Here is a 21,424-nt window from a genome sequence, read left to right as displayed (position 1 = left end):
GGGCCGTAGGGAATTACTTGCCATGCACGGCGTTCAGCCGTAGTGCACGGTCTCGGCCGGATCGACTGCCGTCCCACGCAGCACATCGGCCAGCTCCAGGGTGGCGGCTGCCATGCTCTCCAGAATCTCCGCAGCTGCCTTGTTGTCCATATTCGTCAGCTTGCGAGGCGCTGAGAATAACCTGGCAGCGGATGATGATTCTGGATATCCGGCGGCAATTTTGGCCGCCAAGGCGGCGGACTTAGCCCTCACCTGCGCGATGTCGGCGAGAACGTCCAGGAATAAGCCCTTCCGGGCCACTGCATCTATGTATGGCCCATAGGGCGACGGCTGGTCGGGCGCGGCCGCAAGTATTCTCCGTGCGATTGTGTAGGCCCTCTGCCGAACCGTCTCCAAAGCTTTTCTATTTTCGGCGTCCCAGGCTGCTCGGCTTTCCATACCTCCAGCTTCCCGCGGGGGTCCGGCTAAAGCACCGCCCTTTCTCGCCTATGTGGATAACTTCGCCCAGCCCACAGTCGGGCAACCACTCAGACCCGGACCACGACCTTGCCTCGCACGCGTCCTTCGTGCAGATGGGCGATGGCAGCCGGGGCTTCCGCGAGAGGGTAGACCTTCTCCACGGCAGGCTTCACGCGGCCCGCCTCGAACAGTGCCGTCAGCGCTTCGAGATCCTGATGGTTTTCCTTGGCGACGAGGCCCTTGAATTTCTGGCCGGAGAATAGGGATGCCAGCGGCGCAGCCATGGATCGCTCAAAGCCGCCCGTCACTTTCCCGCCGCCTTCGCCGCCGACGATCACCAGCGTTCCCTGCGGGGCGAGCGCGCGCTTCAGGACGGACAGCGGCCGGTTGCCTGCGGTATCGATGATGACGTCGTAGAGGGCACCGGCGCGGGCAAAGTCGTCACGCGTGTAGTCCACCACGTGATCAGCACCGAGCGTCCGGACCAGATCCACTTTGCCTGTGCTGCAAACACCCGTGACCTCTGCGCCGAGGTCCTTGGCGATCTGCACGGCGAACGATCCAACTCCCCCGCCCGCGCCAATGACAAGGACCTTCTGACCGGCGGTGACCTGCCCGGCGTCGCGCACGGCCTGAAGGGCCGTGACAGCAGAAATGGGGGCAGCCGCCGTTTCCTCGAACGCCAGGTTTGCGGGCTTACGGGCCAGCAGCGTCTCCTTCGCGCAAACGTACTCGGCGAACGACCCTTCGCACGTGCCAAACACTTCATCACCGGGCTGAAAGCGGGTCACTCCGGCGCCAACGGACTCGACGACGCCGGCCACTTCCCGCCCGCGGACCGGCACCTTGGGCTTCATCAGCCCGAATCCGAAGAGCCGGACCAGGTATGGCCGCCCGGTCATCAGGTGCCACACGCCCTGGTCCACGCCGGCCGCACGGACTTTCACGAGCACCTCACCATTGCCCGGCACGGGCTTGGGAATGTCCCGCAGCCCCAGCACGTCGGAATCTCCATAAACGTCCTGAACGATAGCCTTCACGATGCTTCTCCTTCGTGCTGCGGGTGGTGGAACGCGTCCTCGAGCCGAACGCCGAGGACATGGGCGATCTGGAAGGCCATCTCCAGGGAGGGCGAATACCGGCCCTGCTCGATGGCAATAATGGTCTGGCGGGTGACACCCACGCGCTCGGCGAGCTCCGCCTGCGTCATTTCGCCTCGTTCGAAGCGGAGGCGGCGGATGGAGTTGGTGACGCGGGTTGGCTTCACCATGGCTGGAATCCCCGGCGGTAGGCGACGATCTTGGCCACGGAGCCCAGGATCGCGGACAGCACAAACGTCAGGTAGATGACATTGGCAATCCAAAAGTGGTCCCATTCGGCCATGGCCATCAGCAGGGCGGCCACTCCGCCGATAACCACGAAGGACTGCCCGATATACTCGCCAAAGCGGTAGATTTCCCTGTCCCGCTGGTCCTTCTTCCCGGCGTCGCGGGGCCGGAAGATACCGATCACCGCGTGCGCCGCGATGGACGCCGCAATGGAAGCCCCAATGGTCCACAGCAGGGTTGCCACATAGGACACCTGGGCGAGGGGCATGGTGCCGGCGGCACCAAGTATGAGCGCCACATAGACGCCATAGGAAACCACAGCCACTGCTCCCATGATCCAGGCGCTCTTCTCTTCGAAGGACATTTCCGCTCCTGCCACGATGGACCGGACCCGAGGGGCCGATGTAAAGCAAAGCTGACATGATCAATGTAAAGAAAGCATTACATGATGTCAATGGTTTTGTACCTGACGTCGGGCAATGCCCGGGCGGCCCCGTCGAGTCTGAGATTGAAGACACCAGCCCGCCGTGAGGCTCATCACGTCCGGCGCGAAAATGGTCTGCTGGTTAGCGATCCCCCTCCCAATGACGAGAAGGTATTCGTATGCAGCAAGCAGCCGCCACGCAAGACACAGCCAGCCACGACGCAAGCCCAGCCGAACACGCCACGGAGGGCACCGCCGTCGGGCGCGTCCTGCAGGGCACCCTGAACCGCGGACTTAACGTCCGGCATATCCGCTTCATGGCACTCGGCTCGGCCATTGGTACGGGGCTGTTCTACGGCTCCGCCTCAGCGATCCAAAAGGCGGGGCCGGCCGTTTTGCTCGCCTACATTATTGGCGGCGCGGCCGTTTTTATGGTGATGCGGGCCCTCGGCGAGATGGCCGTGCGGCATCCTGTTTCCGGCTCGTTCGGCCAGTACGCCAGCCGATATCTCGGGCCGCTGGCGGGATTCGTGACCGGCTGGACGTACGTCTTTGAGATGGCCATCGTGGCGATCGCCGACGTGACAGCGTTCAGTATCTACATGGGGTTCTGGTTCCCCGAGGTGGACCGCTGGATCTGGATCCTGGCCATCATCTTCTTCCTGGCGGCCCTGAACCTGCTCAGCGTGAAAGTCTTCGGCGAACTGGAGTTCTGGTTCTCGCTGATCAAGGTGGCAGCCATCGTCGCGATGATCGCGGGCGGCGCGGCCATCATCACCTTCGGCTTCCAGGCCGGCGGTTCCACGGTGGCACCGGGGCTGGGAAACCTCGTGGAACACGGCGGAATCTTCCCCAACGGCTTCGAAGGCCTCCTGGCCTCGTTCGCCGTGGTGATGTTCGCGTTCGGCGGCATCGAAACCCTCGGCATCACCGCCGGCGAGGCCGCGGACCCCAAGAAGGTCATCCCCAAGGCCGTGAACACGGTGCCGGTCCGGGTCCTGCTGTTCTACGTCCTCACCCTTGGCGTCCTGATGAGCCTCTTCCCATGGAACGAGATCGGCACCAACGGCAGCCCCTTTGTGCAGATCTTCAGCGGCCTGGGCATCCCGGCGGCACCGCACATCCTCAACGCGGTGGTGATCACCGCCGCCCTGTCCGCCATCAACAGTGACATCTTCGGCGCCGGCCGCATCCTGTTCGGACTCTCCGGCCAGGGCCACGCGCCGGCGGTGTTCGGCAAGGTGTCCCGCCACGGCGTTCCGTGGATGACGGTGGTGATGATGGCCGGCATCCTGCTGGTGGGCGTTGTGCTGAACGCCGTCATTCCCGAGGGCGTGTTCATCCTGATCGCGTCGATCGCCACGTTCGCCACCGTCTGGGTGTGGGTCATGATCCTCGCGTCCCACGTGGCCATGAAACGGGAGATCGCGCGGAAGGGCCTGCCGGCGTCGGAATTCCCGTCCCCATGGTGGCCGGCAGCTTCCGTCGTCACCATCGCGTTTATGGCGCTGGTCATCGGCGTCCTGGGCGCCTTCGAGGACACCCGCGTGGCGCTGTACGTCGGCGCGGTCTGGCTGGGTCTGCTGTTGCTCGCGTACCGGCTTTGGGTCAAGGGGAACGGACGACGGCGGGCCGAGCTGGTGGACGAAACCTCACCGCTGCCGGTGGTCACCTCACGAGCCCAACGCTCTCTCACTTAATGCGGGTTAAAGCCGAACCCTCTATCACTCTCTTCAAGAAAGTGATAGAGGGTTCCCGGATATGCCCCATTAAGTGAGAGAGCGTCGGCCCAAAAGGCGCATTAGGTGAGAGAGCGTCCGGGGTGGGGTGGGCGGGGCGGCGGCGTTGCGGTTAGACGGCGGCGAGCGCGGAACGCACGGCAGCTGGCATCGGCGTCGTGGGCCGGCCGATCAGTTCGCGAAGGTCCGAACCGCTCACCAGAAGGTCGCCGCGGGCAATGCCGAGGTCCGAATCGGCGAGGATATCGGCGAAGGCCTGCGGCACGCCGAAGCCGGCAAGGAGGCCGGCGTAGTCGCTCGCCGGAAGGTCCTGGTAAGCCACCGGCTGGTTGGCGGCGGTGCTGATTTCCTGAGCCAGTTCCGCGAGCGTGAAGGCGTGGTCACCGCCGAGCTCGTAAACCTTGCCGGCCTGGTCCCCGGCGACGAGGACGGCGGCGGCAGCCTCGGCGTAGTCCAGCCGGGAGGCGGCACTGACCCTGCCTTCGCCTGCACTGCCGGCAAGCGCGCCCTGGGCCAGGGCTCCCTGCAGCTGCTCCGTGTAATTTTCGAGATACCAGCCGTTGCGCAGGAGGACGAACGGAACGCCGGAATCCTTGAGGATGCCCTCGGTGACCTGGTGCTCCGCGGCCAGCTTCATCCCGGTGGTATCAGCATTGGCGATGCTCGTATAGGCAATGAGCTCCACCCCCGCAGCCTTGGCGGCCTCGATGACAGTGCGGTGCTGCTCAACCCGCTGGCCCACCTCGCTGCCTGAGATCAGCAGGACTTTGGTGGCACCTTCGAGGGCCGACGCCACGGAGGCGGGGTCCGTGTAGTCCATCGCCCTGACCTGCACGCCCCGCGCTTCAAGGTCGGCCAGCTTTCCAACAGAACGGCCCGCGGCCACGATCTGCGCGGCGGGAACGTCATGCCGCAGAAGGGCTTCGACAACGTGGCGGCCAAGCTGGCCGGTTGCTCCGGTAATAACGATGCTCATGGGTGGTTCCTTTCACCATCTGCAAGGGGGTCACCCTGCACAACCAGCACTTTCCCCGAATGCTTCCCGGGGGAGGGTACGCACTTTGAAGTAAGGTACTCACCTCTTGGTAAGTTGGGTGCATGGAAGCACAGACATTTCCGGCCCGCCTGCCCGCGGGCTTTGCCGACGGCGTGTTCCCCGCAGGGTGCCCCAGCCGGACGGTGCTGGACCACATCACCAGCAAGTGGGGTGTGCTGCTTCTGGTGGCACTCTCCGAAGGTGAACAGCGCTGGAGCGAACTCCGGCGCCGCGCCGAAGGCGTCAGCGAGAAGATGCTGGCACAGACCCTGAAGACGCTGGAGAACGACGGCCTGGTGCTGCGCCGCGCCCAGCCGGTCATTCCACCCCGCGTCGACTACAGCCTCACGGAGCGCGGCTACGAACTGACGGCCCTGCTGGTTCCCCTCGTGGCCTGGGCCTACAACAACGCCGAGCAAATCCTGAAGGCCTAGGTACCGGCCCCGCCAAAAATCGAGTACATGTTACTGGTGTGACTGGTGTGAATAGCGCTTAGCGTTTTCCTAAGGTGTCAGCCCGGACTAGGAGGACCATCCTCTGCTGGGAGCTGTCCGGCTACCGCACCGCAGCAGGCGGCTCCGCGCCGCTTCAAGGAGTGGTTCGCATGGTGAAAACACATGTCCAGGACTTGGCGAATATGGGCAGGCCCGTCAGACTTTCCTCACTTGTTGCCCGTCTCTGGCGCCGCACACGTGCGGCGACACGCCCCAAATCCCCCTACCGGGTGGGCGATGCCGTGGTGGGCGATGACCCGTTCAACGGGCGGCAGGAAGGGATCGTGATGTCCCACTGCGGAACGTCGGTGGAACTGAGCACCGCGGCGGGGGTGTTCTACTACGACCACCGCCACCTGAGGCCGCAGGATTAGCTGCCTCAGGTGGCGGTGGTGTGCTGCAGGGACCGGGAACTAGCGCGCGGACCAGCCGCCGTCCATGGTGTAGCTGGCCCCGGTGACCATGCCGGCGTGATCGGATGCCAGCCAGGCCACCAGGGAAGCCACCTCGGCCGGTTCCACCAGCCGCTTGATGGCGGACTCGGTGAGCATGACCTTGGCCAGTACCTCTGACTCGGGTATTCCGTGCACTTTGGCCTGGTCAGTGATTTGTTTCTCTACCAGCGCTGTCCGGACATAGCCCGGGTTCACGCAGTTGGAGGTGACGCCGTGCTCCCCGCCTTCAAGCGCCGTCACCTTGCTCAGCCCTTCCAGGCCGTGCTTGGCGGATACGTACGCGCTCTTGAACGGGGAGGCACGGATCCCGTGCACCGAGGACAGGTTGATGATGCGACCGAACCCGTTGGTGTACATGTGCGGCAGGGCGGCCCGGATCAGCAGGAACGGCGCCTCCAGCATGAGGGCGATGATCCGGCGGAATTCGGCCGGATCAAACTCCTCGATGGGGCTGATCCGCTGGATCCCGGCGTTGTTCACCAGGATGTCGCAGTCCAGGCTCAGGGTGCCGAGCCTGTCCACGTCCAGCAGGTCAACAGCCCAGGAGGTGCCGCCCACTTCGTCGGCGAGTGCGGCGGCGCCGGCGGCGTCGACGTCGGCTACCACCACCTTCGCCCCGCGGGCAGCGAGCTCCCGGACACACGCGGCGCCGATTCCGCTGGCGCCGCCGGTGACAAGTGCCTTGCGGCCGTTCAGTGTGTTTTCCATTGCAGGTCCGGTTCCCATCGTGTGCAGTTCCTTCAGGCGTCGCGGTTAGGGCTGTTCAGGCGGCTCAGCGTGAGCTTGCCGGAAGCAATCCTTCGCGTGCGGCGTCAGCCTTGTCCACATCCTCCAGGGCGATGCCCTTGGTTTCCTCGAGGCTCAGTACGGCGACAACGGTGATGGCGCAGGCAATCACCAGGTAAATGGCCGTCGGCACCCATGAGCCGGTGTCTTTCAGCCACTGGGTTGCCAGCAGCGGCGCAAGTGAGCCGGCGAAGATGGAGGTGACCTGCGAGCCCAGCGAAACACCCGAGTAGCGCATCCGGGTGGGGAACAGTTCAGCCATGATGGCGGGCTGGCCGGCGTACATAAACGCATGCAGGCACAGGCCGATGGTCACGGCGAGGACGATCATCACGGCGTTGCGGGTATCGAACATGGGGAAGGCGAAGAACGGCCAGGCCGCACCGGTGATGGCACCGATGAGGTAGACGGGCTTGCGTCCTATGTTGTCCGCCAGCCGGCCAATCTGCGGGATGATCAGGAAATGGATCACGTGCGCGATCAGCAGTGCGAGCAGGAGCGAGGAGGTGTCGTACTTGTGCACGCTCTTGAGGTAGACGATGGCGAAGCTGACCACCAGGTAGTACATGATGTTCTCCGCGAACCGGAGCCCCATGGCCTGCAGGATGCCCTTGGGGTACTTGCGCACCACTTCGAAGACGCCATAGCTGACAGCCTGCTCCTTCTCCACGAGGGCCTTGGCTTCGAGGAAAATGGGGGCTTCGGTGACGTGGGTGCGGATGTAGTAGCCAACAAACACGATCACGGCGGAGAGCCAGAAGGCCACACGCCAGCCCCAGCCGAGGAACGCTTCCGGGCTCAGCGTGGTTGACATGATGAAGAGCACGAGCGTGGCGAGCAGGTTACCCACGGGGACGGCGGCCTGGGGCCAGCTGGACCAGAAGGCGCGCTTGCTGTTGGGGCTGTGTTCGGCAACCAGCAGCACGGCGCCGCCCCATTCGCCGCCCAGTGCAAAGCCCTGGATGAAGCGCAGGGCAACCAGCAGGGCGGGGGCCGCGTAGCCGATGTCGGCGAAGCCCGGGAGGCAACCCATCAGGAACGTGGCGACGCCGACGATCACGATGGTCAGCTGCAGGGTGGGTTTGCGGCCGAGCTTGTCGCCGATCTGCCCGAAGACGATGCCACCGAGCGGGCGGGCCACAAAGCCCACCGCGTAGGTGATGAAGGCCTGGATGATGCCGTCGAGTTCGTTGCCCGTGGCGGGGAAGAAGTACTTCCCGAACACGAGGGTTGCAGCGGTGGCGTAGAGGAAGAATTCGTACCATTCCACCACCGTGCCCACCATTGAGGCGGCGACGATTTTTTTGAGGCCGGATCCCTTGGATGCGGATCCGGGGGCATTGTCTGCCGAGCGCTGCTCTACGCTCATGAGTTTCTCCTTAGTGTCCACTTTGACACGCGCTGTGATCCACAGCACTAATGGCTTCATCGAGTATTGCTGCACAAACTTGCGCATTCAATGGCCAATCCGGCACCAACCATGTGCACAATTGCAGATATGAATGCCAACCCCGATGATCTGCTGGTCCTCCTCGAAGTGTCCCGTTCGGGGAAATTTACGACGGCGGCGCAGGCTTTGGGCCTGAACCACACCACCGTTTCACGCCGGATCTCCGCGCTGGAAAAAGCATTGGGTGGCCGGGTGCTGGCCCGCGCCGCGGGCGGCTGGGAACTGACGGAGCTGGGCACCGAGGCGGTGCGAGTGGCCGAACGGGTGGAGGAGGCGGTGAGTGCGCTGGGGCCGGCCGGAACGGCACCCGACCCGGTTGCCGGCGTCGTACGCATGACGGCGACGGACGGCTTCAGCGCGTATATCGCGGCACCGGCCGTGGCCCGGCTGCGCCGCGCCCATCCGGGCCTCGCCGTGGAAGTGGTGACCATGACCCGGCGGGCGCTGCAGCAGCGCTCCGGCCTGGACATTGAAGTGGTGGTGGGCGAACCCCAGGTCCACCGGGCCGAGGCCGTCCGGCTGGGCGAATACATGCTGGGCATGTACGCCTCGCGCGCATACCTGGCCGAAAACGGAACCCCGGCCAGCGTGGCGGAACTGACCGAGCACCCGCTGGTCTACTTTGTGGATTCGATGCTGCAGGTGGACGATCTTGACGCTCCGCGCCGGCTGGTCCCGGCCATGCGGGACGGCCTGACGTCAACGAACGTTTTTGTCCATGTGGAGGCCACCCGCGCCGGGGCCGGCATCGGCTTCCTGCCGTGCTTTATGGGGGACCTGCATGCCGACCTGGTCCGGCTGCTCCCCGACGACTTTGCCGAGCTCCTCCCCTACTGGATGGTCCTGCGGCCGGATTCGATGCGCCGCCCGGCCGTGGCCGCCGTCGTCCAGGCCCTTCGGGAGCAGACGGCTGTGCACCGGGAGTTTCTGCTGGGGAGGGGAAGGGCCTAATCACTTCCCGGGTCGTGGCGGACAGGTGAGTTGGCGGCGAAGGCCCGCACCTGCGTGTCGTTCCAGATATGGGCAGGGACCGCGCCGCCCAGGAGCCTGCGGGCCAGCTGCGGATCCCCGTCCAGCGGCGTGTCGCTGCCGGCCATCACCATGTTGCCGTAGCGGCGGCCCTTGAGCATGGCGGGATCGGCGATGATGAGGGTGTGTTCGAAGGCGGCCGCGATGGTGGCGGCGTCCTCGCGGGCATTCTTGAGGTCCGGGGCGTCGCCCGAGTTGACCACGTAGATGCCGCCGGGCGCGAGCACCCGTTTGATGTGCTCCGTGAATTCGGCCGTGGTGAGCGGCCGCGGTGTCAGGGAGCCGGCGAAGACGTCCCGGATGATGAAATCGCGGGTGTCCGCCGTCAGCGTTTCGGTGACCTCCCGCGCCTCCCCTACCCGCAGCCGGAGCAGCGGCGCCTTGGGAAGGTCGAACCAGCCGCGGACGTACTCGGCCAGCTTGCCGTCCACCTCCACCACCACCTGGCGGGCGTCCGGGTAGGCCGTGTGGAAGTAGCGGGCCAGGGAACAGGCGCCGCCGCCCAGGTGCAGGCCGCGCAGCTTTTCGCCGGCCTTCGGTGGCCAGCGGGATTCGATGAGCGCGGCCATCCAGCGCATGTACTCGAAGTCCAGGAACAGGGGATCTGCGAGATCGATGTGGGAGCTCATCACCCCGTTGATCTTCAGCAGCCAGCCGTTCGAGTTGTCCTGGTCCGCGATCAGCTCACAGTCGCCGGTATCAATGTAGTAGACGCCCTCCATGGGACCGTCCGGGCGGGTCCCCTTGGGCACGTCGACGACGCCCGCCGTCGAACGCTGTCCGCTGGTCCTGCCGCCTGACTTGCCGCGCTTCGCCATTATCCGTGTGCCGCCTCAGTCATGCTTCAACCCTAGTTGCTCACCCTGGATCCGCGGCTTCGGAGACCTCTCCCCCCACGCCGGCGCGGATCCGGTGGACGACGGCGGTGGTGGAGCGGTCCGCCACATAGTCCAGGATGGCCACGCGTCCGCCGTAGTCCTCCACGGCGCCGGTCTCCGCCAGCATTTCCGGCGTGTAGTCACCGCCTTTGGCGTAGATGTCCGGTTTGATCTGCGTGATCAGCGGGCTGGCCGTGGGGGTGTCGAAAATGGTCACGTAGTCCACGCAGCTGAGGGCGGCGATCACCGCTGCCCTGTCAGCCCCGGGGTTGATGGGCCGTCCCGGGCCCTTGAGCCTGCGGACTGAGGCGTCGCTGTTCAGCGCGACCACCAGCACGTCGCCCAGCTGTTTGGCCTGGTTCAGGTAACGGGTATGGCCGCTGTGCAGCACGTCGAAGCACCCGTTGGTCAGCACGATCCGCTGGCCCCGGGCCCGGTGCGCGGCCAGCTGCAGCGCAAGTTCGTCCGCGCCGAGGACGGTGTCGGCGAAGCTCTCCAGGTGCCGGCCAAGCTGGGCCGTACTGCAGACGGAGGTTCCGGGCTGGTGCACCACCACGTCCGCAGCCGCCTGGGCAAGATCAAGGCTGGTGGTCAGCGGGAGGCCCACCGACCTGGCCAGGGTCAGGGCGGCCACAAACGTGTCACCCGCGCCGGACGCCTGCTTCTCCGCTGCCGGCCGCGCCCACGTGCGGTGAGTCCCGCCGTCGGCCGTGAACAGCGCAGTCCCGTCCTTGTCCAGCGTCACCACCACCGCCTCCGCCCCCGTTGCCGTCAACAGGGCCTCCCGGTGCCCGGCCAGGGCATCCACCCGGCCGGGGCCCTCCGGCAGGCGCAGACCCAGCAACCGGGCAGCCTCCAGGGCGTTGGGTGTGGCCAGGTCCGGCTGCAGCCCGGCCCAGGGATGGGGATCGTGCGCATCCACCACTGTCAGGGGGCGGCCGACGGCGGCACCCCCGGCTGTGTACGCCCCGTCCCCCGCCAGCGCCTCCTCAAGGGCAATCCGGACGGGATCGGCCAGGACGCCGGTACCGTAGTCGCACACCACGACGGCGTCCTGGTCGCCGACGGCGGAGCGCACCGAGGCCGCCAGCCCGGCCAGCGCGTCGGCCGGGACAGCCCTGGCGGAGTCGTCGATCCGCAGCATCACCTGACCGCCGCTGCTGATCCTGATCTTGGTGGTGGTGACCATGTCCGGATGGGAGTGCAGGTGCGTCACGTCGATGCCGGCTGATTCGAGTTGCCGGCGTAGGGTGGCCCCGGCGTCGTCTGCCCCGATGATGCCGGCCACCGATACCCGGGCTCCGAGGGCGGCCAGGTTCATCGCCGTGTTTGCGGCACCGCCCGGGGCGAATGCGCGCGTGGCAATGTCCACCACCGGAGCGGGTGCCTCGCGGCAGAGCCGTTCGATGGTGCCGCTCCACCAGCCGTCCAACATCACATCCCCCACCACCAGGATGGCGGGCCGTTCGGCCGCAAGCCGGCGCGGCAGGCCGCCGGAGAGGGCGCGCTCGTCGGAGAGGGCGCGCTCGCCGGAGAGGCCGCGCTCGCTGAAAAGATCGCCGGCCCCGGTTGCGTGCGCCCGGGTCATTGCGGGCTCCCGTTCGGGTCCTGCACCTGTTCCGCCATCTGTTCGGCCGGCACCGGTTCCGGCGCCGGCTCGTCCGGCAGGTGCAGGGCAAAAGACGGCGGCGCGGCCACATGCACCACCTTCACCCGGGTGAATTCATCCAGCAGTTCCGGGCCGTAGCCGAACCCCTCGCCGCTGGCTCCCCGGGGCTGAGCCGATCCGCCCGGCGCACCGCCAAACACCTCGTTGATTTTCACAGTGCCCACCGGGAGGGCCGCAATGGCTTTCTGAACGTGGGCGATACTGCCTGTCAGGACGGTGGCGGCCAGGCCGTAGCGCCCACTGCCCGCCAGCCGCAGCGCGTCCTCGAACGTGGGAACAACCCGCACCGCAGCCACCGGACCGAAGGTCTCTTCCGTCATGACCTGCATGGCGTCGGTGCACTCGAGCAGGACCGTGGCCGGGTAGAAGGCGCCCGGCCCCTCGGGAACAACACCGCCCTCCACCGCCCGCGCACCCTGTTCGAGGGCCTCCGACACCTGGGCATGGACACTGTTCCGGAGCCTGGTGTCCACCAGCGGGGCCACGCTGCCGTTGTGGTTGCGGAGCGCCGCTTCGGCCTCCAAGGCTGAACAGAAACGGGCCGCGATGGCTTCGTGGACGTAGATCCGCTCCACCGCGGTGCAGATCTGCCCGCTGTTGCTGAAGGCACCGATGGCAGCCTGCTCGGCCGCCCAGACCGGGTCCACATCCCGGTCGACCACCAAGGGATCGTTCCCGCCGTTTTCGCGGATCACGTGGGCCCCCGTTTGAGCCCCGGCGCCGGCGATCAGGGTGCCCGAGGCGCTGGATCCCACGTGCGCAATAACGTCGACGCCGGCCCGGGTCAGGAGGGTGCCCACACCGGCCCCGCCGGACACAGTCTGCAGGACCCCGGGCGGAAATGCCGTCGTCAGCACCGCCCCCAGGACCTCACCGAGCCGGGGGCAGCGTTCACTCGGTTTGTGCAGCACGGTGTTGCCGGTGACCGCGGCCGCGCCGATGAGGCCGCAGGCCACGGCAACAGGATCGTTCCAGGGAGTGAGGAGCACCGCCGCACCCCGGGGTTCGGCAACGGTGTAGTCAGAGGCGGACCTGCTGCCGAGCAGGCTGTGTCCCCGGTGCAACGGGCCGATCTCGGCGTACTGCTCCAGCGTGGACACCCCGGCAGCGATTCCGGCGAGCGCCTCCTGAAACGGGCGTCCGGTTTCGCGGCTGTTGAGGCCCGCCAGTTCCTCCGCCGCTGCGTCAAGGGCCCGTGCCGCCTTCCGGAGCGCGGCACCCCGCTCCGCCGGCGCCACCGCGGCCCAGCCGGCGGCCGCGCTCCGGGCAATCCGGATGGCGTCATTCGCCTCGTCCGGTCCGGCCTCGGGGATGGACCACAGATACTCCCCGGTGCGGGGATCGGTGATGGTCAGTCCGGGGCCGTCAACCTGCCGGGCGGCGGGCGGCGTGGGTGTGGCGGTGGTATGCATGGATCTCCTCCGTACGTACTTCTCCTTGCGGTCCCGTACCCCGGGAGAGGATGTTTACACGCCGGATTCGGGCACAGAATCCATGTGTAGCCAGCGGTGCCCGGCATCCGTAGGGTGGCACCACAGGCTGGAGAACAAGCGTGGGCGCATGGCCAGGCGCAGGCGTGAGCCAGGTGGCCGGCAGCACGGGAGGGGCAGCGCATGGAACGAACCGTTGGCGGCGTGGGACCGGTGCTGGAGAGGTTTGCCGGGGTTTCGCGGATCGCGCTGCTGCGCGGCGGCGGACTCGGCGACCTGATGTTTGCCCTTCCTGCCGTGTCCGCCTTGAAGGCGGCCTATCCCGGCAGTGCAGTGACCCTGCTGGGCACGCCCGCCCATGAAGCCCTCCTGGCCGCCACCCACACGCCCCTGGACGATGTGATGGTGCTGCCCGCTGCCGAAGGGGTCCGGCCCGGCCCCGAGGATCCGGCCGCCCTGGCCACCTTCTTCGGCGCGGCCCGGGCACGGCAGTTCGACCTCGCCGTGCAGCTTCACGGCGGCGGACGGTTCTCCAACCCGTTCCTGCTGCAGGTCCGGGCGCGGCACACGGTGGGCTCCGCGACCCCGGACGCCGAGCCCCTGGAACGCACCCTGCCGTACACGTATTACCAGCACGAACCCACCCGTGCCCTGGAAGTTGCCGGGCTGGCCGGGGCCCCGCCGGTCCTGCTGGAGGCGCGGTTGAACCCGCGGGCGGAGTTCGTGGCCGGGCTCCCGGCCGTGCTGGGCGCCGCGCTGCCGCGGACGGACCGGCCGCTCCTGGTGCTTCATCCCGGCGCCACGGACCCCCGCCGGCACTGGCCGGCGGAGAGTTTCGGGGCAGTCGCCAAGGCAGCAGCCGACGACGGCGCCACGGTGGTGGTGATCGGTGACCACACCGAAACGGAACTGGCGGCCGCCGTGGTGAGTGCCGCCGTCGGGCGTTCCACGGGAGGTCCTTCCACGGGCGGCCGTTCCGCCGGCGGAAGCCGGGTGTCCTCCGTGGCCGGCAGGCTGGGGCTCGGCGAACTGGCCGCACTGCTGGCGCGCGCGGATGCGGTGCTGGCCAATGACAGCGGTCCCCGTCACCTGGCGCAGGCACTCGGTGCCCCTACCGTAGGCATCTATTGGGCCGGAAACGCCCTGACCTCCGGGCCCCTGGGGCGCGGGCGGCACCGGGTCCACCTTTCCTGGGTGACACATTGCCCCGTGTGCGGCGCGGACGTCACACAGGTTGGCTGGACGGCTCCGCGCTGCCCCCACAACGATTCGCTGGTGGCCGGAATCCGGTGGGAGGACGTGTACGTGGACGTCCGCAGCCTGTTGGGGCTGTGAACCGCACAGCGGGCCGTGAAGACGGGCGCGTTACGGCCAGGATCCTTCCTCCGCGTGGCAGATCAGCATCTCCCGGACCTCGCAGCCCTGCGGCTGGGCCAGCACAAACAAAATGGCCTGGGCCACGTTGCCGGGGCTGTTCAGGCGGGAATCGTCCTGTGGCCGGTACTGCTCGGTCCGGTCATCGAAGAAGTGGGTCTTCATGCCGCCCGGGATCATGGCCGTCACACCGATCTCCCCGGCCGTCTCCGCCGCCAGGGCATGGGTGAAGCCGAGTACGCCGAACTTGGACGCACAGTAGGCCGTGGCATCAGCCACCGCCCGCTTAGCCAGCGTGGATGCCACCGTCACCACCCGGCCGTGCGAGCTCTTGAGATAAGGCAGCGCCGCCCGGACCACCGAGACGGTGCCCAGCAGGTTGACGCCGACCACCTTCTCCCATTCCTCCGCCGCGACATCGGCCAGTTTGCCGCAGCGGTCGATGCCCGCCGCCGTGACCACGGCATCCAGCCCGCCCAGGGACTCCGCCGCTTCCCGGACGGTCTGCTCCACCGCGGCCCGGTCCGCAACGTCCACCTCAAAGGCCTTGACGCCGGACACCGTGCTGATATCGCGGTCAAGGACCACCGGTGTCCCGCCGGCTTTGAGCACGGCATCAACGACGGCGGCGCCAAGCCCGGAGCCGCCTCCCGTGACCAGGACCCGGCCGGGCCAGGATGAGTCAGTGTTCATGGTGTTCCTTCCAATGGGGTTGGCTCCGGGGGTGGAGCTGTTGAGGAATCGGCGTGAGAGGTCAGCTGACTTTCGCGAGGGCCTCTGCAAGGAGGGTTGAGGAGCGGGCCGGATAGTAGGGGACGGTGACGCAGCGCCCGCCCCAGCTCTCCACCAGCTCCGCTTCGGGCAGATGTTCACCGTTGTAGTCGCCGCCCTTGACCCAGATGTCGGGGCGCAGCCTCTGCAGGGCGGCTTCCGGGGTGTCCTCGTCGAAGATCATGACCGCATCCACGCATTCCAGGGCCAGCAGCAGCTCCGCCCGGTCCTGCTCGGCCATGATGGGACGCTGCTCGCCCTTCAGCCTGCGTACGGATGCGTCCGAGTTCAGGCACACCACCAGGCAGTCACCCAGTTCCCGGGCAGCGGCCAGGGACCTGACGTGGCCGGCGTGGAGCAGGTCGAAGCAGCCGCCCGTGGCCACCACTTTGCCGCCGTTGTCCCGGACCCGGCGAACCAGCAGCAGCGGCTCCGCGGGCCGCCGCCGGAACTTTCCGTTGCCGTGCCGGTCCGGCAGCGAGGCCACTCCGCCGGCGGCCAGGAATTCGGCTGCCTCGTGGACGGCCAGCACGGCAGCGTCCTCAAGGTCCCGCCCCTGCAGCAGGTGGGCGGCGATGCTCGCGGCCAGCCTGTCCCCGGCTCCGCAGGGATCGGCGGCCACTACCCGCGGCGCCAGGATGGGGCGGGGTGTGCGGTCCCGTTCGAGCAGCAGCGTGGCGCCCTTCTCTCCGGTGGTGACCAGGACCGCGCGGCTGTGCCAATCGTCCAGCAGGATGGCGGCGACACCGCCGGCGCCGTCCGCACGCGGCGGTCCGAAGGGGCCACCGGTCCGGGTGCCCGCGGCCTGATGAGCTTCCGCGAGGTTGGGCGTCACCACTGCCACGCCGGGGACGGGGCGGGCGCCGGAGGGGTGCGGGTCCCAGACGATGGGCACGTCGTCGGCCATCCGCTCCAGCAGTTCCCGGAGTTGCGGGTTGCCCGCCAGGCCGCGACCGTAATCGGCCACAATGATGGCACCGGCCTTGGCCACAGCCCGGAGCATGGCAGGGGTGGTTTCCGGCGCCTCCGGCGGTCCGCAGCCCTCATCAAAACGGACCACTGCCTGGTGCCCTGCCCGCACGCGGGTCTTGACAGGCGTCGGGGTGGCGCTTGGACCTGCCACCACCTTCACCCCGGCGAGCGCGGATTCCACATGCCGCCCGGCGTCGTCGTCCGCCAGCACGGTGACCAAGGTGACCGGCCAGCCGTCCTCTGCCAGCATCCGGGCGACAAGTCCGGCGCCCCCGGCGCGCCGCCTGACGGTGGAGACATCCACCACGGGGACGGGCGCGTCGGGGCTGAGCCGGGTGGCTTCACCGCAGAGGTCTACGTCCAGGATCGCGTCACCCACCACAACGATCCTCATGGCAGCCCCATCCCCGAGGCCCGGCGACGGACCTCCAAGTCAAAGGCCCGGCAGAGTGCATGCAACGCGATCAGATGGCCTTCCTGGGCGTTGGCGTTGACCGCATCGATCAGGACCGCCTCGTCGCAGGCAGCGGCGAGCGGATTGGGCCCGGAACCGGTGAGCGCCCAGGTGGTGATGCCCACGCGTCCGGCCGCTTCCACCGCGCGGAGCAGGTTGGGGCTGTTGCCGCTGGTGGACAGCAGGACCAGCACGTCGCCGATGCGGCCGTGGGCCTGGACCTGCCGGGCGAACACCTCCTCGTAGCCGTAGTCGTTGGAGATGGCGGTCACGGCGGAACTTTCCGCGTGCAGCGCGATGGCGGAAAACGGGAGGCGTTCACCATCGAACCGGCCCACGAGTTCCGCGGTGAAATGTTGTGCCTCAGCGGCGGATCCGCCGTTCCCTGCGGCCAGGAGCCGCTGACCGCTGAGCAGCCGGTTCGCCAGTTCCACGCCCCAGGCGGCGAGCCGGCCGGCCTGGCTGCGGAGCGAATCCAGCGCGGGAAGGACGTTGTCCAGGTGGACGTGGACGGCGTCCATTGCCGCGGCGTTGTCCGCCGCCAGTCCGGGCAGTGTGGCAGGAAACGCCGGGTCCGCGGTCAGCGTCTGCAGGTCCTGCTCCCGGATGGACCATTCGGCAGTCACAGCGCAACTCCTTCCATCCGGACCTGCCCGGCGGGCATTGCCGCCACCGCCAGTTCGTATGCCTTTTCGGTTTCGGCGGCCACCCGCTGCCATGAATAGCGTGAGCGGGCGCGCCGCTGCCCGGCCGCGCCCAGTTCTGCGCGCAGTGCGGGCTCGCCGAGCAGGCGTGTCAGCGCGGAGGCGATGGCCTGCGGATCCCGCGGCGGGACGTGGATCCCCGTGCCGCCGTCCACAACGGTGTCGCGGAGGCCACCGACGGCGGCAGCCACCACGGGGACCCCGCACGCCATTGCTTCCAACGGGACAATCCCGAAAGGCTCGTACCAGGGGGCACACACCACGGCGTCAGCGCTGCGGAAAATCGCCGGCATCTCAGCCCGGGGCACGTGGCCCAGCAGGGTCACTTTGTCCCTGACACCGAGTTCCGCGGCCAACGCCAGGAGGCGGCGCACCTCCGGATCGGACTCCAGCAGCCCCGCCTCGGCACCGCCGCCCACGATCAGGAGTTCGACGTCGTCATAGCCCGCCGCGGCGAGCTGCGGAAGCGCACGGATCACCAGGTCAACGCCCTTGCGGGGCACCAGGCGCCCCACCGAGAGGATGCGGTGGCTGCGCGGCCGCGGGGCGACCGGCCCGTCGGCCGTGAAAAGTCCAAGGTCCACGCCGCACGGCGCAACGGATACCTTGGCCGTGTCGATGCCCATGGCCCGGAGTTCGAAAACTTCATCCGGGCAGGTGGCGATGATCCGGTCAGCGGAACGTCCCACGCCCGGTTCCAGCCAGCGGCGCTCCCGCGGGCTGGTGTCATCGGCGCCCTGGTGCCGGCGTTTGACGGTGCCCAGCGCATGGAACGTCTGGACCACCGGGACCCGGAAGCCCGCATACCGGCCGGCAGCGTCCAGCGCCGCGAGACCCGACATCCAGAAATGGCCGTGGACCACGTCCGGCGGCTGCTGGCCCCAGTCCGTGGCGATGCCGTCCGCGAGAGCCCCCATAAACGGGAGCAGCTCATCCTTGGGGATGTGGCGGGCAGGCCCGGCGTCCACGTTGACCACCTCGAGCCGTGGGCCCACCGGCACCCGCCGGGGCAGTTGCGGTGCGTCGCGCCGGGTGTAGACGGTGACGCTGTGGCCCCGGGCGGCGAGGGCCTCCGACAATGCTGCAACGTGGACGTTTTGGCCACCGGCGTCCACTCCGCCCAGCGCGGCCAGCGGGCTGGCATGTTCTGAAACCATGGAGATTCTCATGGGGACTTCCTCTCTCGCGCCGGAACAAGGATCTGCTCTTCCTGACGTTCACTGGACGGTTCGCCGTCACCCGGGCTTCTGCTGGCCAGACGCCGGGGCCGCAGCTCCGCAAGGACCGCGTCCCAGTCAGCCAGGAACCTGCCCAGGCTGTAGCGTGCGAGGGCCGCTTCACGCGCCGCAGTACCCCGCCGCCGGGCCTCCTCCGGATTGGCGAGGAGGCGCCGGGCGGTGTGGAGGAGCTCCCCGACGTCGGCGGATACCGTGCCTGCCTCCGCCGGGACCGCCCGGGGTGCTTCCGTGGTGGCGAGGGCCAGGACCGGCATGCCCAGGTGCATGGCTTCCAGGAGGGACAGCCCCAGCGACGTCCAGCGCATGGGGTGGACATAGACCCGGCAGCGGGCCAGTTCGCGGTGGAGCTCGCGGGGTTTGAGGTCACCGCGGAGACGGAGCCGGGAGGTTTCGAACCCGGCCGCGGCGGCCAGGCCTTCGGTCTTCATCCCGAACACATGGACCGGGGCCACGGCAGCGAACGCCGGCAGCAGGTCCGTTCCGGTCACCCGACCCCGGCGCACGGGCTCGTTCACCACCACGCCCAGCTCCGGCAGTTCGCCCGTGTACAGGTGGCCCGGGTCCGGGATGCCGTGTTCCACCACCAGCGACGGGGCCCGCCCGGTGTCCCAGGCGAGCTTGTTGAAGTGCGTCACGTGCACCACCGGAATGCTGTCCTGGTCAGCCAGCGGGTGCCGGCTGAACGGGAAATTCACCTTTGGCGTGTTGTGTTCCACGAACACCGCAGGAAGGTCACCGCCGGGACGGCGGCCGAGCCGTTCTGCCACCTCCCCGATTTCCTCCGGCCGCTGAAGCACGACGGCGTCTATCGTGTCCGCGTCGAGGTGCGCCAGCGCCACCTCCCGGACGGAGTCCGGCCAGTCCCTGTCCGCCCGGCCCAAGCCCCAGGGGCCGCCCCCGGGGAGCACCGGGAGGAGGTACTCATGGCTGCCGCGGACAAACGCGTCGGTCCATGATCCGTGGACGTGCCACAACAGGATCCTCATGGGCTGCGGTCCTTTCTGCGCGTGCCGAGCCGGGTGCTCGCGTGCGTGCTGAGGGAAGCCACGCCGCCGATCAGGCGTTCCACCGCCTGCATCACGTCTTCCGGAGACACCGAATCCAGGCACGGGTGCCCGGGGACCGGGCAGATCCTCGCCCGGGTCAGGCGGCAGGCAGCATTCTGGTCTCCCAGCAGCTCCAGCGGGACGCCGTACGGGGCCCAGCGGACGGCGGGGACCACGGGGGAAAACAGGCACACCACCGGTGTTCCCACAGCTGCGGCCAGGTGGGCCGGCCCGGTGTTTCCCGTCACCACCGCGTCAGCGCCGGCCAGGACGCCGGCAAGGGTGCGCAGGTCCGTGCGGCCGCCAAGGTCTTGTGCCGACGGTCCTGCCACGGTGGCGGTCAGGGACATCTCGGCCGGCCCGCCGGTCACCACCACGCGATGTCCTGCTCCGGCCAGGAGTTCCACGGCGGCGGCGTGATGCAGCGGCGGCCAGGCCCTGGCGGGAACAGCTGCGCCGGGATGAACCACCACGTAAGGTCCCTCCCCCACCAGGTCCATGACGTCCGGAACGGAATGCACCCGGAGTTTCCCGTCGTCCCCGCGGGGCAGCTGGAAGCCGGCTGCCCGCGCGATCCCCAGGGCCCGCTCAGCTTCGGGCTGGTCCTCCGGAATGTCCTCGCCGGGCCTGAGCCTGACGTCCAGCAGGGAGCCCGCATAGTCGGTGGAGGCGCCGCTGATCCGCTCCACGCCCGCCAGCCGCAGCAGCAGTGCCAGCGGCAGCGGCGACTGATGGAAGGAGGTCAGGATGACGGCCTCGGTGATCCGGGAGTTGCGCACATAATCGATCAGCCGGTCGGCATGGGAGCCGGTCATCTGCGGCGCGGGGTTCATGATCCAGGGGCTGTCCCAGCTGTAGACCTCCCCCACGCCGGGCAGCATCGCCGCCGCCGCTTCGCCCTGCCGGCCGCAAAGCATTGCCACATAATTGGACTGGCTCCCGTCGGGCTGCCGACCGTTGGCCACGGCGCGCACGGCCGGGCCCGCCAGCAGTACATCGCCCAGGCTGTCCAGCCGGGCCACCAGAACCCGGCCCATCAGGCACCCCCCAGCAGCAGGTCCACTGCCCCGGCCAGATCCCGTGCCACCAGCTTTGCTGCGGTGATTTCCTCGGACCGCGTGACCGGGGTGGGCACCAGGACTCCCGTGGCCCCAGCAGCTTCGGCCGCCCCGACGTCGCTGCCGATGTCGCCGACCAGCCCTGCCTCAGAGGGGTGGATTCCCAGGCGCCGGCAGGCGCTGTGCACCATGCCGGGCGCCGGTTTGCGGCATGGACAGCCATCTGTTGGCCCGTGGAAGCACACCTCCCACACGTCAAAGGGACCCAGGAGTTCCTCCACCCTGGCGTTGACACCGGCCACGTCCGCCTCGGTAAGGATGCCTCTCGCGACGCCGGACTGATTACTGATGACTCCAACTGCCAGGCCCCGGGCACGGAGGGAATCCAACACGCTTTTGGCCCCGGGCATGGCACGGACCATGCCCGGGTCGCTGTTGTAGGGGACGTCGACCACCAAGGTGCCGTCCCGGTCGAACAGGACAGCCCTGAGCTGCGATGTTACGGAGCTTCCCATATGGACGTAGTTCCCCGGCGGGGCAGTTCCTAAACAAGCCACCGGGCATTTCCCCGGAATAGACTCCTCGGAACGAGCCTCATCGCAGGGGCATCGTGGCGTTCCCAGGGAGGGC

The 21,424-nt window shown here is 68.0% G+C and carries 22 protein-coding genes; 5 read left to right on the top strand and 17 right to left on the bottom strand.

Going from position 1 to position 21,424, the window contains the following annotated elements; genetic code table 11:
* Window positions 1–33 precede the first annotated feature (33 nt).
* From SBP01_RS02090 to SBP01_RS02075, 4 genes are all read right to left on the bottom strand, one after another.
* Complete coding sequence (locus SBP01_RS02090; RefSeq protein ID WP_320537327.1) at window positions 34–438, bottom strand: hypothetical protein; 405 nt, start codon at window positions 436–438, stop codon at window positions 34–36.
* 89 nt (window positions 439–527) lie between these two features.
* The gene (locus SBP01_RS02085) at window positions 528–1,499 is read right to left on the bottom strand and encodes an NAD(P)-dependent alcohol dehydrogenase (protein ID WP_320537326.1); all 972 of its coding nucleotides are present in this window, start codon (window positions 1,497–1,499) and stop codon (window positions 528–530) included.
* Window positions 1,496–1,729 carry a helix-turn-helix transcriptional regulator gene (locus SBP01_RS02080; RefSeq protein ID WP_320537325.1) on the bottom strand — a complete coding sequence of 78 codons (234 nt, stop codon included), beginning with the start codon at window positions 1,727–1,729 and terminating at the stop codon, window positions 1,496–1,498. The genes SBP01_RS02085 and SBP01_RS02080 overlap by 4 nt, the downstream gene beginning before the upstream one ends.
* Window positions 1,723–2,151 (bottom strand): hypothetical protein, encoded by a 429-nt coding sequence (locus SBP01_RS02075; protein ID WP_320537324.1) that lies wholly within the window; start codon window positions 2,149–2,151, stop codon window positions 1,723–1,725. Before SBP01_RS02075 ends, SBP01_RS02080 begins: the two co-directional genes overlap by 7 nt.
* A 239-nt stretch (window positions 2,152–2,390) precedes the next feature.
* On the opposite strand from SBP01_RS02075, the gene SBP01_RS02070 reads away from it, so the two are divergent.
* Window positions 2,391–3,911, top strand: a complete 1,521-nt coding sequence (locus SBP01_RS02070) for an amino acid permease (RefSeq protein WP_320537323.1) — start codon at window positions 2,391–2,393, stop codon at window positions 3,909–3,911.
* 151 nt (window positions 3,912–4,062) lie between these two features.
* Here SBP01_RS02070 and SBP01_RS02065 read toward each other — a convergent pair whose 3' ends face one another.
* A complete protein-coding gene (locus SBP01_RS02065; RefSeq protein ID WP_320537322.1) occupies window positions 4,063–4,926 on the bottom strand; it encodes an SDR family oxidoreductase in 864 nt (287 codons plus the stop codon).
* Between the two features lie 122 nt (window positions 4,927–5,048).
* Here SBP01_RS02065 and SBP01_RS02060 point away from each other — a divergent pair, with 122 nt between their 5' ends.
* Both SBP01_RS02060 and SBP01_RS02055 read left to right on the top strand, forming a co-directional pair.
* Window positions 5,049–5,420, top strand: coding sequence for a helix-turn-helix domain-containing protein (locus SBP01_RS02060; RefSeq protein WP_320537321.1), 372 nt, complete (start codon window positions 5,049–5,051; stop codon window positions 5,418–5,420).
* A gap of 170 nt (window positions 5,421–5,590) precedes the next feature.
* Complete coding sequence (locus SBP01_RS02055; RefSeq protein WP_320537319.1) at window positions 5,591–5,854, top strand: hypothetical protein; 264 nt, start codon at window positions 5,591–5,593, stop codon at window positions 5,852–5,854.
* A 39-nt stretch (window positions 5,855–5,893) separates the two neighbouring features.
* Here SBP01_RS02055 and SBP01_RS02050 read toward each other — a convergent pair whose 3' ends face one another.
* On the bottom strand, window positions 5,894–6,643 hold the full coding sequence (locus SBP01_RS02050; protein WP_275213985.1) for a 3-hydroxybutyrate dehydrogenase: 750 nt from the start codon (window positions 6,641–6,643) through the stop codon (window positions 5,894–5,896).
* A gap of 64 nt (window positions 6,644–6,707) precedes the next feature.
* Window positions 6,708–8,090, bottom strand: a complete 1,383-nt coding sequence (locus SBP01_RS02045; protein WP_320537318.1) for an MFS transporter — start codon at window positions 8,088–8,090, stop codon at window positions 6,708–6,710.
* Window positions 8,091–8,219: 129 nt separating this feature from the next.
* Between SBP01_RS02045 and SBP01_RS02040 the strand changes: the two genes are divergently transcribed.
* Window positions 8,220–9,122, top strand: coding sequence for a LysR family transcriptional regulator (locus SBP01_RS02040; protein WP_320537316.1), 903 nt, complete (start codon window positions 8,220–8,222; stop codon window positions 9,120–9,122).
* On the opposite strand, the gene SBP01_RS02035 is transcribed toward SBP01_RS02040, so the two are convergent.
* The 3 genes from SBP01_RS02035 to SBP01_RS02025 are packed head-to-tail and all read right to left on the bottom strand — an operon-like array spanning window position 9,119 to window position 13,159.
* Window positions 9,119–10,018, bottom strand: coding sequence for a fused MFS/spermidine synthase (locus SBP01_RS02035; protein WP_320537314.1), 900 nt, complete (start codon window positions 10,016–10,018; stop codon window positions 9,119–9,121). The genes SBP01_RS02040 and SBP01_RS02035 overlap by 4 nt on opposite strands.
* Window positions 10,019–10,058: 40 nt before the next feature.
* The gene (gene rfaE2, locus SBP01_RS02030) at window positions 10,059–11,666 is read right to left on the bottom strand and encodes a D-glycero-beta-D-manno-heptose 1-phosphate adenylyltransferase (RefSeq protein ID WP_320537313.1); all 1,608 of its coding nucleotides are present in this window, start codon (window positions 11,664–11,666) and stop codon (window positions 10,059–10,061) included.
* Complete coding sequence (locus SBP01_RS02025; protein ID WP_320537312.1) at window positions 11,663–13,159, bottom strand: aldehyde dehydrogenase family protein; 1,497 nt, start codon at window positions 13,157–13,159, stop codon at window positions 11,663–11,665. The genes rfaE2 (SBP01_RS02030) and SBP01_RS02025 overlap by 4 nt, the downstream gene beginning before the upstream one ends.
* Window positions 13,160–13,360: 201 nt before the next feature.
* Here SBP01_RS02025 and SBP01_RS02020 point away from each other — a divergent pair, with 201 nt between their 5' ends.
* Window positions 13,361–14,512, top strand: coding sequence for a glycosyltransferase family 9 protein (locus SBP01_RS02020; RefSeq protein WP_320537311.1), 1,152 nt, complete (start codon window positions 13,361–13,363; stop codon window positions 14,510–14,512).
* A 30-nt stretch (window positions 14,513–14,542) separates the two neighbouring features.
* On the opposite strand, the gene SBP01_RS02015 is transcribed toward SBP01_RS02020, so the two are convergent.
* The 7 genes from SBP01_RS02015 to SBP01_RS01985 form a co-directional block, all read right to left on the bottom strand.
* The gene (locus SBP01_RS02015; protein WP_275213978.1) at window positions 14,543–15,244 is read right to left on the bottom strand and encodes an SDR family oxidoreductase; all 702 of its coding nucleotides are present in this window, start codon (window positions 15,242–15,244) and stop codon (window positions 14,543–14,545) included.
* A gap of 61 nt (window positions 15,245–15,305) precedes the next feature.
* Window positions 15,306–16,688 carry a D-glycero-beta-D-manno-heptose 1-phosphate adenylyltransferase gene (rfaE2, locus tag SBP01_RS02010; protein ID WP_275213977.1) on the bottom strand — a complete coding sequence of 461 codons (1,383 nt, stop codon included), beginning with the start codon at window positions 16,686–16,688 and terminating at the stop codon, window positions 15,306–15,308.
* A complete protein-coding gene (locus tag SBP01_RS02005) occupies window positions 16,685–17,374 on the bottom strand; it encodes an SIS domain-containing protein (protein ID WP_275213976.1) in 690 nt (229 codons plus the stop codon). The genes rfaE2 (SBP01_RS02010) and SBP01_RS02005 overlap by 4 nt, the downstream gene beginning before the upstream one ends.
* Window positions 17,371–18,621 carry a glycosyltransferase gene (locus tag SBP01_RS02000; RefSeq protein WP_320537310.1) on the bottom strand — a complete coding sequence of 417 codons (1,251 nt, stop codon included), beginning with the start codon at window positions 18,619–18,621 and terminating at the stop codon, window positions 17,371–17,373. Before SBP01_RS02000 ends, SBP01_RS02005 begins: the two co-directional genes overlap by 4 nt.
* Window positions 18,618–19,676 (bottom strand): glycosyltransferase, encoded by a 1,059-nt coding sequence (locus SBP01_RS01995; RefSeq protein WP_320537309.1) that lies wholly within the window; start codon window positions 19,674–19,676, stop codon window positions 18,618–18,620. The genes SBP01_RS02000 and SBP01_RS01995 overlap by 4 nt, the downstream gene beginning before the upstream one ends.
* Window positions 19,673–20,773, bottom strand: coding sequence for a glycosyltransferase family 9 protein (locus SBP01_RS01990; RefSeq protein WP_320537308.1), 1,101 nt, complete (start codon window positions 20,771–20,773; stop codon window positions 19,673–19,675). The genes SBP01_RS01995 and SBP01_RS01990 overlap by 4 nt, the downstream gene beginning before the upstream one ends.
* Entirely contained in the window at window positions 20,773–21,309 is a 537-nt protein-coding gene (locus SBP01_RS01985) for an HAD family hydrolase (protein ID WP_320537307.1), read from the bottom strand. The genes SBP01_RS01990 and SBP01_RS01985 overlap by 1 nt, the downstream gene beginning before the upstream one ends.
* Window positions 21,310–21,424 lie beyond the last annotated feature (115 nt).

The organism is Pseudarthrobacter sp. IC2-21 (assembly GCF_034048115.1).
GTDB lineage: Bacteria > Actinomycetota > Actinomycetes > Actinomycetales > Micrococcaceae > Arthrobacter > Arthrobacter naphthalenicus.
The sequence above is the reverse complement of the archived record's forward strand: the minus strand, read 5'-3'. Positions and strand labels throughout refer to the sequence as shown.